Here is a 17,215-nt window from a genome sequence, read left to right as displayed (position 1 = left end):
ACGAGGACGCCGCACCCACTGGGTGCGGCGTCCTCGTTTTCGGCCACTGGAATGACCCTGTGGCCAGCGTCGGCGCCTAACGCGCGCGCGGGCTACTCGCCACGTTCGAGCCGATCGATGAGCTCGTCGAGTTCGGTTTCATCCATGTGGGGTTCGCCCGGAATACGGTGGGAGCCGTCCGCCCAGGCGCCCAGGTCGATCAGCTTGCAGCGCTTGGAACAGAATGGTCGATAGGCGTTGTCGGTCGTCCAGGCCACCGGTTGCTGGCATTGGGGGCAGGGGACGGTCAGCCCCTTGCCGGCGACGTTGTCGTTGCTTGGATCGTTGGATCGAGTCATGGGGAGATATCGTGTCGGTGGCTAACGTGTCGAAGGCCTGGGTGCCGAGGCACCATCATCCGGCTGGAGCGTGCAACTGACGGTACCTGGCATCCAGTCGAGCGACCTGATCGAGCAAATGTCGTCGAGTACTGCCATTGTCGATGACGTCGTCGGCCGCTGCAAGGCGGTGCTCCCGGGAGCTCTGTGCGGACAGAATGGACTCCACCTGGCGCCGGTCGACGCCATCCCTCGCCAAGGTGCGTTCGATCTGAATCTCCCTGGGAACGTCCACGACCAGAATCCGGTCGACCAGTTCGTGCTGGCTCGATTCGATCAATAGCGGCGACACCAGCAGGCAGTAGGGCGCGCCGACCGCGCGCAACCGCGCCAGGTGGGTCAGCAGCCGTTGACGGATACGCGGGTGAGTCTCTCCCTCCAACCAGCGGCGTTCGGCCGCATCGTCGAAGATGCGGGTTCGCAGCGCGCGGCGGTCGAGGGTTCCATCCGGCTGAAGGATGGTGTCGCCGTAGCGCTCGATGATGGCCGCCAGCGCGGGCTCGCCTGGCATCACGACCTCGCGGGCGACGTGGTCAGCGTCTATCCAGCCGATGCCCAGGGCGCCGAAGGCGTCGGCGACGGCACTCTTGCCGGAGCCGATTCCGCCGGTGAGCCCCACCACCATGGTCTTCTGCGCGTTGACTGTCATGGTCACCCCCAGCTTCCCAGCAACAGGTTGCGGTAGGCCGCCAGCAGCGGCTCGCCGACCAGCAACACGATCCACCCGGCGAGCGCGATATAGGGGCCGAAGGGCATTGCCTGGTTCCGCTCTTGTCGCTGCGTGGCGATCAATATCGTGCCGGTGACCGCGCCGACTCCAGCCGAGAGCAGCAGCAGCAGCGGCAGGCTTTGCCAGCCGAGCCAGGCACCGAGGGCGGCCATCAGCTTGAAGTCGCCATGGCCCATGCCCTCCTTGCCGGTGGTCAGCTTGAACAGCCAGTAGACCGACCACAGCGAGAGATAGCCGGCAATGGCGCCCAGCACGGCGCTCTCCAGCATCCATGGCGCGAACAGCCATTGATAGAGCAGGCCAGCCCAGAGCAGCGGCAGGGTCAGCGCATCCGGCAGCAGTTGAGTGCGCCAGTCGATGACCGCTCCGGCCAGCAGCGTCAGACAGGCGCCGACCAGCCACAGGCTCTGCCAACTGATCCCGTGTATCCCGATGGCCGTCATCGCCAGCATCGCCGAGGCCAGTTCGACCAGCGGATACTGCGCGCTGATCGACGTGCCGCACGCCGCGCAGCGCCCCCGGCGCTTGAGCCAGCCGATCAGCGGCAGATTGTCGTGCCAGGCAATGAAACGTCCGCAGCCGGGGCAGTGCGATCTTGGCGTCGCCAGATTGTAGCGCGGGCTGGTCTCCGCGGGTTGCTCCAGTGCCTCCAGCGCTTCCGCACGCCAGCGCCGCATCAGCATGACCGGCAGGCGCACGATGACCACGTTCAGGAAGCTGCCCAGCACCGCGCCGAACACGAACGCCAACGGCCAGGTAAGCAAAGGAGGAAGATCTGACAATGGAAACTCCACGGGTATCGAAAAACAAACGGCTCTAGGGTAACGCAAATGGAGGTCAGCTTACTGCCGCCCTAACTTTGCGATTCATCGGCGAGCGCTTTTGCCGTTAGGCGCTCGCCGCCGAGGAACCGGAGCGGACGTGGTTGTCCGTGAGGATTGCGAGGTGACGGGCAACAACGCGGCAGAAGCGCGTAGCCCTGAATGATCAGATAGCCGAGCCCATCTGGAAAATGGGCAGATACATGGAGACGACCAGCCCACCCACCATCGTCCCCAGTACCACCAGGATGAAGGGCTCCAGCAGCGACGTCAGCGCGTCGACCTGGTTGTCGACCTCTTCCTCGTAGAACTCCGCTACCTTGTCGAGCATGGTGTCCAGCTCGCCGGCTTCCTCGCCGATGCTCACCATCTGGACTGCCATAATGGGGAAGATCTGGGTACGACGCATGGCGAAGTTGAGCTGCTGCCCCGTCCCCACGTCCTCGCGAATGCTGGCGATGGCGCGCTGGTGAACGTGATTCCCGGTGGCCCCGGCGGCGGTCTCCAGCGCTTCCACCAGTGGAATGCCGGCATTGAACGTGGTCGCCAGGGTCCGCGAGAAGCGGGCGATCGACCCCTTGTCGACGATATTGCCGAGCACCGGCAGCTTGAGCACCAGTTGATGGGCGCGATAGGCGAAGGTGGGGGAGCGCTTCATGGCCTGGCGCAGGCCGAGGATGATCGCCGTCGCGGCGAGAATGGCCTGCCACCAGTAGGCCTGGGTCAATTGAGAGAGGTGTACGGTGAATTGGGTGAACGCCGGGAGCTCGGCGCCGAAGCCCTGGAACAGGCTCTCGAATTGCGGTACGACCTTCACCAGCAGCAGCGCGGTGACGCCGATGCCGACCAGGACCACCGCGGTCGGGTAGTAGAGCGCCTTCTTGACCCGGCCCTTGAGTGCCTCGGTCTTCTCGCGATAACTGGCCACGCGCTCGAGCATCTTGTCCAGGGCTCCCGACTGCTCGCCGGCGGCGACCATGTTGACGAACATGCGATCAAAGCGGGAGGGGTGCTTGGCCAGGGCCTCCGAGAAACTGGAGCCGGCGCTGATGTCGTTGGCCAGCGTCTCCACCAGGTTTCGCATCGCAGGATTCTTGAGCGTCTCGGCGACGACCTTGCAGCCCTGAAGCAGCGGCACGCCGGCCCGGATCATGGTCGCCAATTGACGGGAAAAAAGCGTGATGTCGCGAGCCTTGATTCGCCCCAACCCGAACATTCCCGTCTTGCGGGTGATGCGCTTGACGATGATCCTCTGGCGCGTCAGCTCCTTGCGGACCTCGTCGATATCGGAGGCAATGAGTTCACCGGCGACGGTCTCCCCGCGCAGGTTCTTGCCACGCCACTGCCAGCGGTGCATCACCATGCGTCGGGGCGCCTTGGGGGCTTTCACTGGTTTGGCTGACTTGAGGGTCGTCGCCATGATCGCTTCCTGTCTGGTAAATCGGGCGTCAGTCAGTCGTCACTCGGTTGATCTCCTCGAGGCTGGTCAGTCCCTGTAGGACCTTGTCGAGCCCGCTCTGGCGCAGCCCCGCATGACCGGCATCCCGTGCTGCGCGGGCCAGTTCGAGGGCATGGCTGTCCGCCATGATCATCTGGCTCATCGCCTCGCTGACCGGCACGACCTCGTAGATACCGATTCGACCCTTGTAGCCCAGCGTGCAGTGGTCGCATCCCACCGCGCGGAAGAGGGTGGCGCCTGCCAGCCGCTCGGCTGGGACACCTTCCCGGTGCAACACTTCGGCGGGGATCTCCGCCGGTGTCTTGCAGCGCGGGCACAGCAGTCGCGCCAGGCGCTGGGCGATGATCAGCGATACCGAACTGGCGATATTGAAGCTGGCGACGCCCATGTTGCGCAGGCGGGTCAGCGTTTCGGCGGCCGAGTTGGTATGCAGGGTCGAGAGCACCAGGTGGCCGGTCTGGGCGGCCTTGACCGCGATCTCGGCGGTCTCCAGGTCGCGGATCTCGCCGACCATCACCACGTCCGGGTCCTGGCGCAGGAAGGCACGCAGGGCGCTGGCGAAGTCGAGACCGATACGCGGCTGCACGTTGACCTGATTGATGCCGGCCACCTTGAGCTCCACCGGGTCTTCCGCGGTCGAGATGTTGCGCTCCTCGGTATTGAGCAGATTGATACCGGTGTAAAGCGTTACCGTCTTGCCGCTACCGGTGGGGCCGGTGACCAGGATCATGCCCTGGGGCTCGGCGAGTGCGGCCTCGAACAGCCGACGCTGATCGGGGGCGAAGCCCAACGCGTCGATGCCGAAGCTGGCGGTCTCGGCATCCAGCAAGCGCAGCACGATCTTCTCGCCGAAAACGGTGGGCAGCGTATTGACGCGGAAGTCCATGGCGCGCTTGGCATCGAGCCGGATCTTCATCGCGCCATCCTGGGGCAGGCGGCGTTCGGAGATGTCCAGGCGTGCCATCACCTTGAGCCTCGCGGCCAGGCGGGTGCGCAGGTTGAGCGGAGGGCGCGCGATCTCGACCAGCATGCCATCGACCCGAAAGCGGATCCGGTAGCTAGACTCGTAGGGCTCGAAGTGAATGTCGGACGCGCCGCGATGGATGGCGTCGCGCAGGATCTTGTTGACGAAACGGACCACCGGCTCGTCGTCGCCGCCCTTGTCGAAGGCGGCGGCCTCGTTTTCCAGATCCGCTTCGCTGGTATCCAGCGTCAAGGCTTCACTGGCTTCCCCGAGCGCCTCCAGCATGCCGGAGGTCTCGTGGTTCTGGTAGCGTTTGGCCAGCGCCCGTTCCAACTGATCGAACGGCACCAGCACGCCCTCGATCGCAAGCCCGGTGGTGAACTGCAGCTCGTCCAGGCTGGCCAGGGTGGCGGGAAACGCGATCGCCACGGTCAGCCGCCGGTGGTCTCGGGCCAGCGGCAGCACCTGGAAGCGGCGAATGACCTTGTCCGCTACCGGTTCGATGACCGGTAGCTGATCCCAGTCGATCTGCTTCAGATCCAGAAACGGCAAGCCGTACTCGCGAGCCGCCAGCACGCTGGCCTGGCGGGCATCGACCTTGCCCTCTCTCACCAGAAACTCCAGCAACGTCAGTTGCCGCTCGGCGGCCTCGCGGAACGCCTGCTCGCAGGCCTCGGCGCTGATCAGTCCCTGCTCGATGAAGCGCTGGGCGAGCCCGCTTTGCGCGCGGGATGGCATGGCTTCCGGCATGAAAAGGGGCCCCTTGAATGACGATATGAGCAGCGGCATCGCCCGCTCAACGGGAGCGTCGAACGGGCGACGACGACCGGCAACGCAAGGCCACGAAGAGCAGGAATCACGGCCGAGATGACCGTGATATCGGCTTAAAGTCATTTTTCTTTAAGTATTCTTCGCGACCTGCCGATAAGGCGATTGAAGTGTCACGAAAGGTAACCTTTCGTGTCGTCGTGTGCATGGTTGCGGGCAGCCGCGAGCGGTCATCACTGGCCGGGGCTGGAGATCGTCAAGCGAGCGGCACGCAAGGCAAGGGGACGTCCGGTGGGTGGCGCAGATGGCGCCAATCCCACCGGCTCAACATTGGCAAGAGCAGGGAACCATGATGCAGCAGAACCCGAAAACACCAATTCGCCGGCAGGGTGGCTTCACCCTGATCGAACTCATGATCGTCGTCGCGATCATCGGCATCCTCGCCGCCATCGCGATCCCGCAGTATCAGAACTATGTCGCGAGATCCCAGTTCTCCGAAGCCCATAGCATGCTTGGCGGGGCCAAGATTAGTATCCAGCAGCAAGTCGATAGAGGGGAGTCGTACACGCTGAGCGGTGACGATGCCACTGAGCTGGGAATTAGTGAACAAGGAAGTTATGGCGCGATTACAGGTGGCTCATGGGATGGTACTGCAACAGCCAAAGCTACGGCGATTTATACCTTTGGTTCTGGGGATGATGCGACAGCGAACGCTAATATCAGTAATAAAACGGTGACTTATTCCTACAATCCTGCAACAGGGGTGTGGGAGTGTGGAACGACAGTCGCGGAACAGTACGCGAGTAGTTGTACTGTCACAACTGAATAGATGCTTGGCCGGCATCTGCCGGCCTTGTTCTTTTCTTCTCTCTTAGGGCTTCCCTCTTACAGCTTAAAGCTTAATAAAGCGCCTTCTCCTCCCCGACGACCTCCCGCAACACCTCCAGGAACAGCCGGTCCGCCTCCGAGTGCTCGCTCGGGTCTTCCGGGATGTGCACGCTGGTGGTGTCCGAAATCTCGTTGGCGATGGTCGCCCAGGCTTTGGGATCGTTGCTGCCATCGGAGTGACGCTTGGCGATGGCCAGCGAGTTCTCGAGGATGCCGGGCTCCTGCAGCAGCTTCTTGATGAAGGCGCGCAGCTCCTGGATGACGCGGTTTTTCTGCATTTCCGAGGCGGAACTCATGGACGACTCTCCTGTGGTGGGCGGCGCGGGCGTGTTGGGGCGGCGTATCGCCTAGCCTCCGTGCCCAGGCGTTCTGATGGCGCCACCATAGCATATCTCGCCGCATCGCCAGAGATTGCGCGGCTTGCTGCAGGGAGGGTCGGCGGTCACCCTGGCCGAGCACTCTGCGCCGGCGTTTCTCCACGTCATGGTGCGGGCGGGACGCAGCCGTGCCGGCAACGAGAAAAGCGGGCAAAGCCGTGTCTTGCGTCTCGTGATGGCCTATCATCGCTGCGATTTATTCGCCGCGACGGGGAGATTTTCCGCCGGGCGGCGGGATCGGGACTCGAGTGGACGGAACCGGGAGGAAGTCTTGCGAGACGCCAAGCCGATTTTCAAGATTCTGGCGCTGCTGTTGATCGTTCTGGCGCTGTTCATGTTGCCGCCGGTGATCCTGCTGGGGTTGGAGAACGACCCCGATCTGTGGGCGTTTCTCAAGTCGATGGCGGTCGTCGCGGTGGTCTCGGGTTCGCTGCTGGCATGGACGTGGCGGACGGCGGTCGAGTTGAAGACGCGTCACATGTTCATCCTGACCACTTCGAGCTGGGCGGTGATCAGCGCCTTCGCCAGCCTGCCGCTGGTGCTGGGAGCGCCGCAGCTGTCGTTTACCGATGCGGTGTTCGAGTCGGTCTCCGCCATCACCACCACTGGCTCCACCGTGCTCTCCGGCATCGATAACCTTTCCGACGGTCTCAAGCTGTGGCGCGGATTGATGCAGTGGCTGGGCGGGATCGGGATCATCGTGATGGCGATCGCGATTCTGCCGTTCCTGAAGGTCGGCGGCATGCGCCTGTTCCAGACCGAGTCCTCCGACTGGTCGGACAAGGTGCTGCCCCGGGCCGGCGGTATCGCCAAGGCATCCACGGTCATCTATCTCGGCCTCACGCTGGCGGCGATCCTGAGCTATCGGCTGGCGGGCATGGGTACGCTGGATGCCATCGTCCATGCCATGAGTTCGGTCTCCACCGGTGGCTTCGCCAACTACGACGCCTCGTTCGGCATCTATCACGATCGTCCGCTGATCCTGTGGCTGGGCTGTCTGTTCATGCTGGGCGGGGCGTTACCGTTCGTGCTCTATATCCGGCTGCTGCGCGACAGTCGCGGCGCGCTGTGGCAGGACCAGCAGGTGCGGGGGCTCGTCGGGCTGCTGTTCGTGGTGATCGCGACGCTGACTCTCTACCGGGTCCTGGCCTTCTCGGATGCGCCTTTTCAGGCGCTGACGGATGTCGCCTTCAACGTGATCTCGGTGGTGACGACCACCGGCTACGCCAGTGCCGATTACACCCAGTGGGGGCCGCTGGCCGTCACCACGTTCTTCTTCATTACCTTCGTCGGCGGTTGCAGCGGCTCGACCAGTGGCGGCATGAAGATCTTCCGATTCCAGATCGGAGGGTTGCTGCTGGCCAACCAGTTGCGCTATCTGGTCCATCCCAGTGGCGTGTTCGCCCAGCGCTACAACGGCCGACCGCTCAACGACGAGGTGGTGCGCGCCGTCATCGCCTTCTCGTTTTTCTTCTTTCTCACCGTGGCGGTGCTGGCGCTGGCGTTGGCCGCGCTGGGGCTCGACATGGTGACCGCGATTACCGGCGCGGCCACTGCCCTGGCCAATGTCGGGCCGGGACTGGGGAACACCATCGGGCCCGCCGGCAATTTCGCCTCGCTGCCGGACGCCGCCAAATGGCTGCTTTCCCTCGGCATGCTGATGGGGCGCCTCGAGATCCTCACGGTGTTGGTGCTGATGACGCCATTCTTCTGGCGCAAGTAGCGGCAGGGCGGGATGTCACTGGCTGCCTCGGTCGGTCGAGGCGAGGCGGCGCTTGAGGTGTGGCAGCAATCGCCGCTTCCAAATGTGCTGTAGGCCTTTCATCCAGGTCGGCTTGCGCCGCAGCCGAGCCTCCTTCGGTGTCAGCGCCTCTCCGGTCAGGCGGGTCTTGAACTTGAGCCCGCCGGCGATATCGCTGCGTTGCAGGGGGCGAAGCAGGAACCGGAGAAGTCGACCGCCGGGCAGGTAGAGCGCCGCGGCGAAATCGATCAGCACCACGCGGCCCCGGCTCATGATGATATTGGAGCCGCGCACGTCGTTGTGGACGATCGAACTGCGGTGGAGTGCGGCCAGGGCGGCCATCAACTGGACGAAAACCGCCGGATTGGCAGGGTCGGCCGCATCGCTCAGCAGTTCGCCGGGCACATATTCGAGCAGCAGCGAGAGCTTGCCGACCTGGCCAACCACCTTGGGTGCATGGGGCCAATGACGGAGGCGTTCCAGTATTCGGGCCTCGTGGTGCAGCAGCAGGCGCGCCGGGATTGCCTGCCAGCTACCGGCGTAGCGGCTGTAATCCTTGCGGATGACCGGTTCTCCCGCATGAATGTCGAGGTAGACATCGGCCTTGAGCAACCCGGTGCCCCGCTGCAGGGTGGTGGGCCTGATGGGGGCCGGCGCTGGTAGCGGTAATGCCCTAGGCGGTGGGGTGGACGAACCGTCGGCGTCGGGTGCCGTGACCGGTGTTGCGGTGGCGGGATCGGGAGCAGAGTTCATGGGCAGAACGTGAATACGCTAATTAGCTGGCTAAATTTAAGCGTATTTTAAGAAACATTCCGTGCTTGCGCCAGTGACTGGCAGCAGCGATACCGGTCGGGCAGAGGCAGCCGGCCGGCGATGCCTGTCAGGCGAAAGTGCTGTAGCGGGAGAGCGTCCCCCATGAGTCCGCTTTGGGTCCAGACACCGTCCTCGGCAGATGGGAGCCAGTAGAGGCGGAAGGGTCCCGGCCGAGACCGGGACGAGATGATCTTGGCGCCGGCGTTTCAGGCGTCGTGGCGCTGGGCCTTGCCGGCTCGATTCAGGATCGGATTGGCGTATTGCAACAGCCACCAACGCTGCAGTGGTTCGGGGACGGCTGCAAGCTGGTGGCGAAAGTACTCGCGATCGCCGGGCGTCACGCCGGTCAAATCCACCAGTTCCGGGGCTGCCCCGGTCTCCGACAAGGCGAGCTGGTGGCTGGGAAAGATCGGATAGTTCTCCAGTACCTGGCGATCGATCTCGTCGGCCACCTCGTCGGCGGTGCCAAAATCGGCCGATAGCGGCGTCCCGAACACCAGCTTGACCCGGCCCTTGTTGCCGGTAATGCCGGAGACGATGGAGAAGATGTCCTCGAACTCCACCTTCCGGTAGGTGCCGTCGGTCTCCTTGGCCTGCAACTCGCGGGCCTTGTTGATCGCGCAGGGGTCGTACTCGTAGCTGATCGACACGGGGACGATCTTGAGTTCGCGTACCGCACTGCCGATATCGCTATCGCCTTCTTCCAGGCGTCGTGCCATGCAGAGCATCTTGACGATGGCGCTATCGGTGCGATCGACGCCGTCCTTGGCTCGCCCTTCGCGCTGGGCCAGCCACACCGAGTGGTTGTCGTCGGTGATCGAGTGGCGAATATAGCCCGAGAGCGACTGGTAGGCCGCCAGCATTGCTCGCTTGCCCTTGATCGAGCGCGGCACGATGAAGCTCTTGTTGAGCCGCATCAGATCGGTGACGAAGGGTTTCTGCAGCAGGTTATCGCCGATGGCGATGCGCACGGTGTCGTGGCCCGCGAGGTAGAGCGCGTAGTTGACGAAGGCCGGATCGAGGGCGATGTCCCGGTGGTTGCCGATGAACAGATAGGCCTGCCCCGGATCCAGCCGCTCCAGGCCCTCGACCTCGAATCCGTGGGTCGTGCGGCTGATCATGTGTGCCATGTAGTCGGCAATGCGCAACTGGAAGTCACGCACGGCCGTCACGCCACGCATCTCGCGCTGCAGTCGGAAACTGGCGAGCCTGCGGGCCAGCGGCGGGGCGAAGCGTGCCAGCCGCGGCAAGCGGTAGCGGGTGATCGCGTCCAGCAGCTCGCTGTCGTGGGCGAGTCGGGCCAGCACGGCCTCGACCTCTTCGTCGTGATAGGGGCGAATGTCGGCGAACCGGTCGAGATCGATCGCCGCCTCGGCGCTGTGTGGATTGGCGGTCATGCCATCACTGCCGGGTTCGGTGTTCTTGAGGGTATCGGGATGAAGCGTCATGGCGTCGGTGCTGCCGGATCGGCTTCGCCGCCCAGCCATTCGATCAGTTGGTCGACGAAAGTCGCCAGCGTTTGCGACATCAGCGCGAAGTCGGTTTCCAGGGAGACGACCGGGTCGTCGCCGTCGTCACTCTGGCTGGCTTCGTCCAGCAGGGCGTCGTCGAACTTGAGAGACTTGAGGGCCAGGTCGTCGTGCAGCATGGTACGAAGCTGACCCTCGCTACCGAGGCTGAGCTGGCTGGCCTGACGACCGTTCTCCAGCAACGATTGAATCTCCTCGCTGTCGAGGTCGACCTGGCGCGCGCGCAGGACGCCTTCATCCTCTGCCGCGCGCAGCTCCACCTGGTCGCCGAGCATCAGGCTGGCGGGGCGGCTGGCGGGGTCGCTCAACCACTGGGTCATGCCGCGAGACGGCGGCGTCTTGGTTGCCAGGGGGGTCACCTTCAGCGAACCGAGCGTCTGACGCAGCAGGTCCAGCACCTCCTCGGCGCGCTTGCGGCTGGAGGCGTTGATGCCGATCAGGCGCTTGCGGGTATCCCACCACAATTCGACACGCTGGGTGCGAGTGAATGCCTGGGGCAGCAGCTCCTCCATCACCTGTTCCTTGAGCAACTGTCGCTCACGGCGCGATAGCGGTTGGCCTTCGGCCTGCTCGCGCGCCTCGCTGCGTTCGTTGACCTCGTCATTGACCACCGCCGCCGGCAGCAGGCGCTCCTGGCGCAGCATCGACAGCAGCCGATGTCCCTGAACCTCGTGGGCGCGCTGGTCACTGCGACGGCCCGCCGGGGCGCTCCAGCCAACCCGGCGCGCTTCGCGCGGGGAGACGGGGCGAAACGCGAATTCTGCCAGTGCGGTTTCCAGATCCTCCAGGGAGAGAACCTCGACGTCATGGCAGCGATACAGATGACAGTGCTTGAACCACATGCGCCCGCTCCGTTTGAAAGGAGGCATATTATGTCGAAACGACCCAGGTGTTACCACCGAGGTTGATCGTTGATGTTTGCGCGACTGTTTCAAACGGGCGTATGTTTTGGGCTGCGGACGACAGACCAGCGGCAAAGGACAGACGCGGGCGCCGCCTTGCCGCTGCGGCGTCTACAACCGTCATCATGGAGGTTTGCATGGATTCACGTATCACGATAACCGAGGTTCGCGTCCGGGGCTTTCATCTCGATGGCTACGGTCACGTCAATCATGCCCGCTATCTCGAGTTCCTCGAGGAGGGGCGCTGGGCCTACGTCGATGCCCATCCGGAATTCGCCGATGGGTTGGCCCGGGGCGTGGCGCTGGTCGCGGTCAATCTCAATATCGACTACCGCCGTGCCGCCGTCATGAACGACGACCTCAAGGTCGAGACCTGCCTGACTCGCATCGGCGGGCGCAGCGGTGTCGTCGGGCATCGGATAACGCACATCGGCAGCGGTGAGCTGGTGGCGGCCGCCACGCTGACATTCGTGCTGCTCGACCAGCAGAGCGGTCAGGTGGTTCCGATGGAGGGAGCGTGGGCAGAGCGATTGGGACCGTTGGTGGTCGATGTCTCCGAAGAGAAGTAGAAAAGCCGGTCAAAGCACGTCAACGCCTGCCTTTAAAGCCCCTGAAATGGTATGATCCCGTGATTGTGCGGCCAAGAGACTTGGCCGCCTTGCCGGGGCTTTATTAACGCTGCCACGGCCGGACGCCGGTCGTGGCAGCGGTGCAAAGGATTTGACGACCCATGGGTGATATCGCCAGAGAAATTCTGCCAGTCAACATCGAGGATGAGCTCAAGCAGTCCTACCTGGACTATGCGATGAGCGTCATCATCGGACGCGCGCTTCCCGACGTCCGCGATGGCTTGAAGCCGGTCCACCGTCGCGTGCTCTACGCGATGCACGAACTCGGCAACGACTGGAACAAGCCATACAAGAAGTCGGCGCGCGTGGTCGGCGACGTGATCGGTAAATATCACCCCCACGGCGACAGCGCGGTCTACGATACCATCGTGCGTATGGCGCAGCATTTCTCGATGCGCCATGTGCTGGTCGACGGCCAGGGCAACTTCGGCTCCATCGACGGCGACAACGCCGCGGCGATGCGTTACACCGAAGTGCGCATGGCGCGCCTCTCCCACGAGCTGCTGGCGGATCTCGAGAAGGATACCGTCGACTGGGTCGACAACTACGACGGCACCGAGCGGATCCCCGAAGTGCTGCCGACCAAGGTGCCGAACCTGCTGATCAACGGCGCGTCCGGTATCGCGGTCGGCATGGCGACGAACATCCCGCCGCACAACATGGTGGAAGTGATCAACGGCTGTCTGGCCCTGATCGACGACTACACCCTGACGGTCGACGACCTGATGGAGTACATCCCCGGCCCCGATTTCCCTACCGCGGGTATCATCAACGGCCGTGCCGGCATTCTCGAGGCATATCGCACCGGCCGCGGCCGCATCTACGTACGTGCCAAGCACACCGTCGAGTTCGACAAGAAGAGTGGTCGCGACCATATCGTCATCACCGAGCTGCCTTACCAGGTCAACAAGGCGCGACTGATCGAGAAGATCGCCGAGCTGGTCAAGGAGAAGCGGGTCGAGGGCATCGCCGAGCTGCGTGACGAGTCCGACAAGGAAGGGTTGCGCGTGGTCATCGAGATCAAGCGTGGCGAATCGGGCGATGTCGTCGTCAACAACCTGTTCGCGCACACCCAGCTTGAGAACGTGTTCGGGATCAACATCGTTGCGTTGGACGACGGCCAGCCCAAGACGCTCAACCTCAAGCAACTGCTCGAGGCTTTCGTCCGTCACCGGCGCGAGGTCGTCACCCGTCGCACGCTTTACGAACTCCGCAAGGCCCGCGAACGTGGCCATCTGCTCGAAGGCCTGACGGTCGCGATCTCCAACATCGATGAAGTGATCGAGCTGATCAAGGCGTCGCCCAATGCCGCCGAAGCCAAGGACAAGCTGCTCGCCCGCGACTGGCAGCCGGGCCAGGTCACCGGCATGCTCGAGCGTGCCGGGGCGACCTCGTGCAAGCCGGAGGATCTCGAAGAGGGTTACGGGCTGTCCGACGACAGCGCCATGTACCGGCTGTCTCCGGCCCAGGCCCAAGCCATCCTCGAGCTGCGCCTGCATCGTCTGACCGGACTCGAGACCGAGAAGCTGCTCGACGAATACCTGAGCATTCTCGAGAAGATCGCCGAGCTCAACCATATTCTGGCCTCGCCGGATCGCTTGCTCGAGGTCATCCGCGAAGAGTTGGAAGCGATCCGCGAACAGTACGGCAACGAGCGCAAGACGGAGATTCACACCAGTCGTCTCGATCTCTCCATGGAGGATCTGATCGCCGAGGAGGATATGGTGGTCACGCTTTCCCGTGGCGGCTACGCCAAGACCCAGCCGATCACCGACTACCAGGCACAGAAGCGGGGCGGGCGTGGCAAGTCGGCGACCAGCATGAAGGACGAGGACGTCATCGAGCATCTGGTGGTCGCCTCGACCCACGACACCATGCTGCTGTTCTCCAACCGCGGCAAGGTCTACTGGCTCAAGACCTACGAAATGCCCAACGCCAGCCGCGGCTCGCGAGGCAAGCCGCTGGTCAACCTGCTGCCACTCGATGCCGGCGAATCGATCAACGCCATTCTGCCGGTGCGGGACTATAACCCCGACAGCTACATCTTCTTCGCCACCGCCAGCGGTACGGTAAAGCGCACCTCGCTGGATCAGTTCTCGCGACCGCGCAGCGTGGGATTGATCGCCATCGATATCGACGAGGGCGATCGCCTCGTCGGCGCCGCGATCACCTCCGGGTCGGATCACGTCATGCTGCTGTCGTCCAACGGCAAGGCGATCCGCTTCGAGGAAGGCAATGTCCGTGCGATGGGCCGTACCGCACGTGGCGTTCGTGGCATGCGCCTGCTCGATGGCGCCGAGGTGATCAGCCTGATCATCCCGCAGAGTCAGACCATCGATGCCAACGCCGATGCCGAGGCCGACACGCAGGGCGATGCCGAGGACGGCGGCAACGACGAGCAGATCTACATTCTGACGGCATCGGAAAACGGTTACGGCAAGCGCACCCGGCTCGAGGAGTTCCCGATCCGGGGGCGCGGCGGCCAGGGCGTGATCGCGATGCAGACCACGGCGCGCAACGGTGCGTTGGTGGCGGCGATGCAGGTGCGGTCCAGCGACGAGATGATGCTGATCACCGACCGCGGCACGCTGGTCCGTACCCGGGTCGCCGAAGTCTCGATCAGCTCGCGCAACACCCAGGGCGTGACCCTGATCCGCACGGGTGACGACGAGCGCCTGGTCAAGACGGTGCGTGTCGACGAGCCCCAAGAGGACGAACTGGCCGAGGACGAGCTGGCTGAAGAGGGCGGCGATGAGAGCGGCAAGGCCGAGGACGCCGATTCGAATGTCGACGGCAAGGCCGATGACGCTCCCGGCGATGAAGCAGGCGACGTCAGGCCGGAAGACGAGTGAGCAAGGACCGCGCCGGCCAATCGGGTCGGCGCGGTCGACAGCAACGTTCTCCGCGGTGATCGTCCGTCGATGATGGCCGTTCAGGGCAGTCACCGTGGTTGGCAATGATTCAGATCCAGGAACCCAGGCAATGACACGTCTGCATAATTTCTGTGCGGGTCCGGCGGCGATGCCGACCGCCGTTTTGGAGCGCGCTCGCGAGGAGATGCTCGACTACCGAGGGCAAGGACTTTCGGTGATGGAGATGAGTCACCGCAGCCCGACGTTCGAGGCGATCGCGGCCCAGGCCGAGCGGGATCTGCGCGACCTGCTGGCGATTCCCGACAACTACCGTGTGCTGTTCATGCAGGGTGGCGCCACCCTGCAGTTCGCCTGCGTACCGCTCAACCTGCTGGGGCCGGGCGGTACCCCCAACTATCTGGATACCGGGATCTGGTCTGCCAAGGCGATCAAGGAGGCGAACCATCTTGCCGGCGCACACATCGCGGGCTCGACGCAGGGTAATGGCTATGTCCATGTCCCTCGCCCGGACGAGATCGCGCTGTCGACCGATGCCGCCTACCTGCATTACTGCCACAACGAGACCATCGGTGGCCTGGCCTACGATTACGTGCCGGAGGTGGACGTGCCGCTGGTCTGCGACATGTCATCGTCGATCCTCTCCGCGCCGCTTGACGTGAGCCGGTATGGGGTCATCTATGCCGGGGCCCAGAAGAACATCGGACCCGCCGGGATCACCGTCGTCATCGTCCGCGATGATCTGCTGGAGCGCGCCCTGCCGCAGACGCCCTCATTGCTGGGCTGGAAGGTGTACGCCGACAACGACTCCATGATCAATACGCCACCGACCTATGCCTGGTATCTGGCTGGCCTGGTGTTTCAGTGGCTCAAGCAGGACGTTGGCGGTCTGGCCGAGATGGAGGCGATCAACCGGCGCAAGTGCGAGGCGCTCTACGCGGCGATCGACGCCAGCGATTTCTACGCCAACCCCATCGATCCGACCAACCGCTCGATCATGAACGTGCCATTCACCCTCGCCGACGAAGCGCTGAATTCGACGTTCCTCGAGGAGGCGGAGTCGGAAGGGCTGCTGAATCTCAAGGGGCACCGCAGCGTCGGCGGTATGCGGGCCAGTCTCTACAACGCCGTCAGCGAGGCCGACGTTCAGGCGTTGACCACTTTCATGCGGGATTTCGAGCGCCGCCGTGGTTGATGGGCGGAGCTTCACCCAACGACATCACCCTACAGTCATCAGGATACGGTCATGAGTGACTCCTCGAATTCGCCGCTGGACCTGGCTGCGCTCCGGCAGCGCATCGACACCATCGACAGCGATCTGATGCGCCTGATCAGCGAGCGTGCCGAGTGCGCCGCCCAGGTGGCCCACGTCAAGACCGCGGACGACCCCGATGCCGTCTTCTATCGTCCGGAGCGCGAGGCCCAGGTGCTGCGCCGGGTGATGGAAGAGAATCCTGGGCCGCTTCACCGCGAGGAGATGGCCAGGCTCTTCCGCGAGATCATGTCCGCCTGTCTGGCGCTGGAAAAGCCGATCAAGGTCGCCTATCTGGGGCCGGAAGGTACCTTCACCCAGCAGGCGGCGCTCAAGCATTTCGGCCACAGCGCCATCAGCTTGCCCATGGCGGCCATCGACGAAGTGTTCCGTGAAGTCGAGGCGGGCGCGGTCAACTACGGCGTGGTGCCGGTGGAAAATTCCACCGAGGGCGTCGTCAACAACACCCTGGACTCGTTCATGGACTCCGGCCTGCACATCAGCGGGGAGGTGGTGCTGCGAATCCACCACCATCTGCTGATGTCGAGCATCACGCGCCAGGACAAGATATCCCGGATCTACTCGCATCCCCAGTCCTTCGCCCAATGCCGCAAGTGGCTGGACGCCCATTACCCCCACGCCGAGCGCGTTGCGGTGTCTTCCAACGCCGAGGCGGCGCGACTGGTCAAGACCGAGTGGCACAGCGCGGCGATCGCCGGCGACATGGCGGCACAGCTCTACGGGCTCGATCACGTCGCGGAGAAGATCGAGGATCGCCCGGACAACTCCACGCGATTCCTGATCATCGGCAACGAGTCGGTCCCGCCGTCGGGCACCGACAAGACCTCAGTAGTGGTCGCCATGCGCAACGAGCCCGGCGCGTTGCACGCACTGCTCGAGCCGTTTCATCGCCACCATGTCGACATGACCCGCCTAGAGACGCGCCCGTCGCGCACCGGTGCTTGGAACTACGTGTTCTTCATCGACTTCAAGGGGCATGTCGACGAGCCCGAAATCGCGAGTGTGCTCGAAGAAGTGCGCCGCGGCGCACAGGATATGAAGGTGCTGGGTTCCTATCCGGTGGGCGTGCTTTAA

Annotated in this window: 15 protein-coding genes and 1 pseudogene; 7 read left to right on the top strand and 9 right to left on the bottom strand. The window is 63.7% G+C overall.

The features are described 5' to 3' along the window. Nucleotides 1-92: 92 nt before the first annotated feature. The 5 genes from yacG to pilB all read right to left on the bottom strand — a co-directional run bounded on the left by yacG (nucleotide 93) and on the right by pilB (nucleotide 5,101). Nucleotides 93-338, bottom strand: coding sequence for a DNA gyrase inhibitor YacG (gene yacG / locus DOM54_RS18870; RefSeq protein WP_110602871.1), 246 nt, complete (start codon nucleotides 336-338; stop codon nucleotides 93-95). A gap of 55 nt (nucleotides 339-393) precedes the next feature. After that, a complete protein-coding gene (gene coaE / locus DOM54_RS18865) occupies nucleotides 394-1,002 on the bottom strand; it encodes a dephospho-CoA kinase (RefSeq protein WP_110717808.1) in 609 nt (202 codons plus the stop codon). A 26-nt stretch (nucleotides 1,003-1,028) separates the two neighbouring features. Beyond that, nucleotides 1,029-1,889, bottom strand: a complete 861-nt coding sequence (locus DOM54_RS18860; protein WP_240613969.1) for a prepilin peptidase — start codon at nucleotides 1,887-1,889, stop codon at nucleotides 1,029-1,031. A 205-nt stretch (nucleotides 1,890-2,094) separates the two neighbouring features. Next, nucleotides 2,095-3,348: a type II secretion system F family protein gene (locus DOM54_RS18855; RefSeq protein WP_110717798.1), complete on the bottom strand. Its 1,254-nt coding sequence runs from the start codon at nucleotides 3,346-3,348 to the stop codon at nucleotides 2,095-2,097. Nucleotides 3,349-3,376: 28 nt separating this feature from the next. Continuing rightward, nucleotides 3,377-5,101 carry a type IV-A pilus assembly ATPase PilB gene (gene pilB, locus DOM54_RS18850; protein WP_110717807.1) on the bottom strand — a complete coding sequence of 575 codons (1,725 nt, stop codon included), beginning with the start codon at nucleotides 5,099-5,101 and terminating at the stop codon, nucleotides 3,377-3,379. A gap of 394 nt (nucleotides 5,102-5,495) precedes the next feature. On the opposite strand from pilB, the pseudogene DOM54_RS20635 reads away from it, so the two are divergent. Together DOM54_RS20635 and DOM54_RS18845 are read left to right on the top strand one after the other, a co-directional pair. After that, a pseudogene (locus tag DOM54_RS20635) lies at nucleotides 5,496-5,613 on the top strand (prepilin-type N-terminal cleavage/methylation domain-containing protein); the annotation flags it as partial. Between the two features lie 14 nt (nucleotides 5,614-5,627). Then, nucleotides 5,628-5,948, top strand: a complete 321-nt coding sequence (locus DOM54_RS18845; protein WP_240613970.1) for a pilin — start codon at nucleotides 5,628-5,630, stop codon at nucleotides 5,946-5,948. Nucleotides 5,949-6,018: 70 nt separating this feature from the next. Here the strand turns inward: DOM54_RS18845 and DOM54_RS18840 are convergent, their stop codons facing one another. Continuing rightward, nucleotides 6,019-6,303: a hypothetical protein gene (locus tag DOM54_RS18840; RefSeq protein ID WP_110602865.1), complete on the bottom strand. Its 285-nt coding sequence runs from the start codon at nucleotides 6,301-6,303 to the stop codon at nucleotides 6,019-6,021. A 352-nt stretch (nucleotides 6,304-6,655) separates the two neighbouring features. Here DOM54_RS18840 and DOM54_RS18835 point away from each other — a divergent pair, with 352 nt between their 5' ends. Next, entirely contained in the window at nucleotides 6,656-8,107 is a 1,452-nt protein-coding gene (locus tag DOM54_RS18835) for a TrkH family potassium uptake protein (RefSeq protein ID WP_240613968.1), read from the top strand. A gap of 15 nt (nucleotides 8,108-8,122) precedes the next feature. Here DOM54_RS18835 and DOM54_RS18830 read toward each other — a convergent pair whose 3' ends face one another. The 3 genes from DOM54_RS18830 to DOM54_RS18820 all read right to left on the bottom strand — a co-directional run bounded on the left by DOM54_RS18830 (nucleotide 8,123) and on the right by DOM54_RS18820 (nucleotide 11,309). Beyond that, nucleotides 8,123-8,878 carry an RIO1 family regulatory kinase/ATPase domain-containing protein gene (locus tag DOM54_RS18830; RefSeq protein ID WP_110717797.1) on the bottom strand — a complete coding sequence of 252 codons (756 nt, stop codon included), beginning with the start codon at nucleotides 8,876-8,878 and terminating at the stop codon, nucleotides 8,123-8,125. A 266-nt stretch (nucleotides 8,879-9,144) separates the two neighbouring features. Further along, nucleotides 9,145-10,335: a 1-acyl-sn-glycerol-3-phosphate acyltransferase gene (locus tag DOM54_RS18825; RefSeq protein ID WP_110717804.1), complete on the bottom strand. Its 1,191-nt coding sequence runs from the start codon at nucleotides 10,333-10,335 to the stop codon at nucleotides 9,145-9,147. 47 nt (nucleotides 10,336-10,382) lie between these two features. Continuing rightward, entirely contained in the window at nucleotides 10,383-11,309 is a 927-nt protein-coding gene (locus DOM54_RS18820; RefSeq protein WP_110717796.1) for a recombination-associated protein RdgC, read from the bottom strand. A gap of 197 nt (nucleotides 11,310-11,506) precedes the next feature. On the opposite strand from DOM54_RS18820, the gene DOM54_RS18815 reads away from it, so the two are divergent. The 4 genes from DOM54_RS18815 to pheA all read left to right on the top strand — a co-directional run bounded on the left by DOM54_RS18815 (nucleotide 11,507) and on the right by pheA (nucleotide 17,215). Then, on the top strand, nucleotides 11,507-11,938 hold the full coding sequence (locus DOM54_RS18815; RefSeq protein ID WP_110717795.1) for an acyl-CoA thioesterase: 432 nt from the start codon (nucleotides 11,507-11,509) through the stop codon (nucleotides 11,936-11,938). A gap of 161 nt (nucleotides 11,939-12,099) precedes the next feature. Next, nucleotides 12,100-14,850, top strand: a complete 2,751-nt coding sequence (gene gyrA, locus DOM54_RS18810; RefSeq protein ID WP_110717794.1) for a DNA gyrase subunit A — start codon at nucleotides 12,100-12,102, stop codon at nucleotides 14,848-14,850. A 130-nt stretch (nucleotides 14,851-14,980) separates the two neighbouring features. Continuing rightward, nucleotides 14,981-16,063 (top strand): 3-phosphoserine/phosphohydroxythreonine transaminase, encoded by a 1,083-nt coding sequence (gene serC / locus DOM54_RS18805; protein ID WP_110717793.1) that lies wholly within the window; start codon nucleotides 14,981-14,983, stop codon nucleotides 16,061-16,063. A gap of 51 nt (nucleotides 16,064-16,114) precedes the next feature. Beyond that, nucleotides 16,115-17,215 (top strand): prephenate dehydratase, encoded by a 1,101-nt coding sequence (gene pheA / locus DOM54_RS18800; protein ID WP_110717792.1) that lies wholly within the window; start codon nucleotides 16,115-16,117, stop codon nucleotides 17,213-17,215.

The sequence above is a fragment of the Salinicola acroporae genome, from assembly GCF_003206615.1.
GTDB lineage: Bacteria > Pseudomonadota > Gammaproteobacteria > Pseudomonadales > Halomonadaceae > Salinicola > Salinicola acroporae.
Note: the sequence above shows the minus strand (reverse complement) of the source record. Positions and strands in the feature narration are given on the sequence as shown.

What these genes read in the sequence shown, in the direction of transcription:
- yacG (WP_110602871.1), bottom strand. Translation starts at nt 338, where the DNA reads ATGACTCGATCCAACGATCCAAGCAACGACAACGTCGCCGGCAAGGGG.
- coaE (WP_110717808.1), bottom strand. Translation starts at nt 1,002, where the DNA reads ATGGTGGTGGGGCTCACCGGCGGAATCGGCTCCGGCAAGAGTGCCGTC.
- DOM54_RS18855 (WP_110717798.1), bottom strand. Translation starts at nt 3,348, where the DNA reads ATGGCGACGACCCTCAAGTCAGCCAAACCAGTGAAAGCCCCCAAGGCG.
- pilB (WP_110717807.1), bottom strand. Translation starts at nt 5,101, where the DNA reads ATGCCGGAAGCCATGCCATCCCGCGCGCAAAGCGGGCTCGCCCAGCGC.
- DOM54_RS18845 (WP_240613970.1), top strand. Translation starts at nt 5,628, where the DNA reads ATGCTTGGCGGGGCCAAGATTAGTATCCAGCAGCAAGTCGATAGAGGG.
- DOM54_RS18840 (WP_110602865.1), bottom strand. Translation starts at nt 6,303, where the DNA reads ATGAGTTCCGCCTCGGAAATGCAGAAAAACCGCGTCATCCAGGAGCTG.
- DOM54_RS18830 (WP_110717797.1), bottom strand. Translation starts at nt 8,878, where the DNA reads ATGAACTCTGCTCCCGATCCCGCCACCGCAACACCGGTCACGGCACCC.
- DOM54_RS18825 (WP_110717804.1), bottom strand. Translation starts at nt 10,335, where the DNA reads ATGACCGCCAATCCACACAGCGCCGAGGCGGCGATCGATCTCGACCGG.
- DOM54_RS18820 (WP_110717796.1), bottom strand. Translation starts at nt 11,309, where the DNA reads ATGTGGTTCAAGCACTGTCATCTGTATCGCTGCCATGACGTCGAGGTT.
- DOM54_RS18815 (WP_110717795.1), top strand. Translation starts at nt 11,507, where the DNA reads ATGGATTCACGTATCACGATAACCGAGGTTCGCGTCCGGGGCTTTCAT.
- gyrA (WP_110717794.1), top strand. Translation starts at nt 12,100, where the DNA reads ATGGGTGATATCGCCAGAGAAATTCTGCCAGTCAACATCGAGGATGAG.
- serC (WP_110717793.1), top strand. Translation starts at nt 14,981, where the DNA reads ATGACACGTCTGCATAATTTCTGTGCGGGTCCGGCGGCGATGCCGACC.
- pheA (WP_110717792.1), top strand. Translation starts at nt 16,115, where the DNA reads ATGAGTGACTCCTCGAATTCGCCGCTGGACCTGGCTGCGCTCCGGCAG.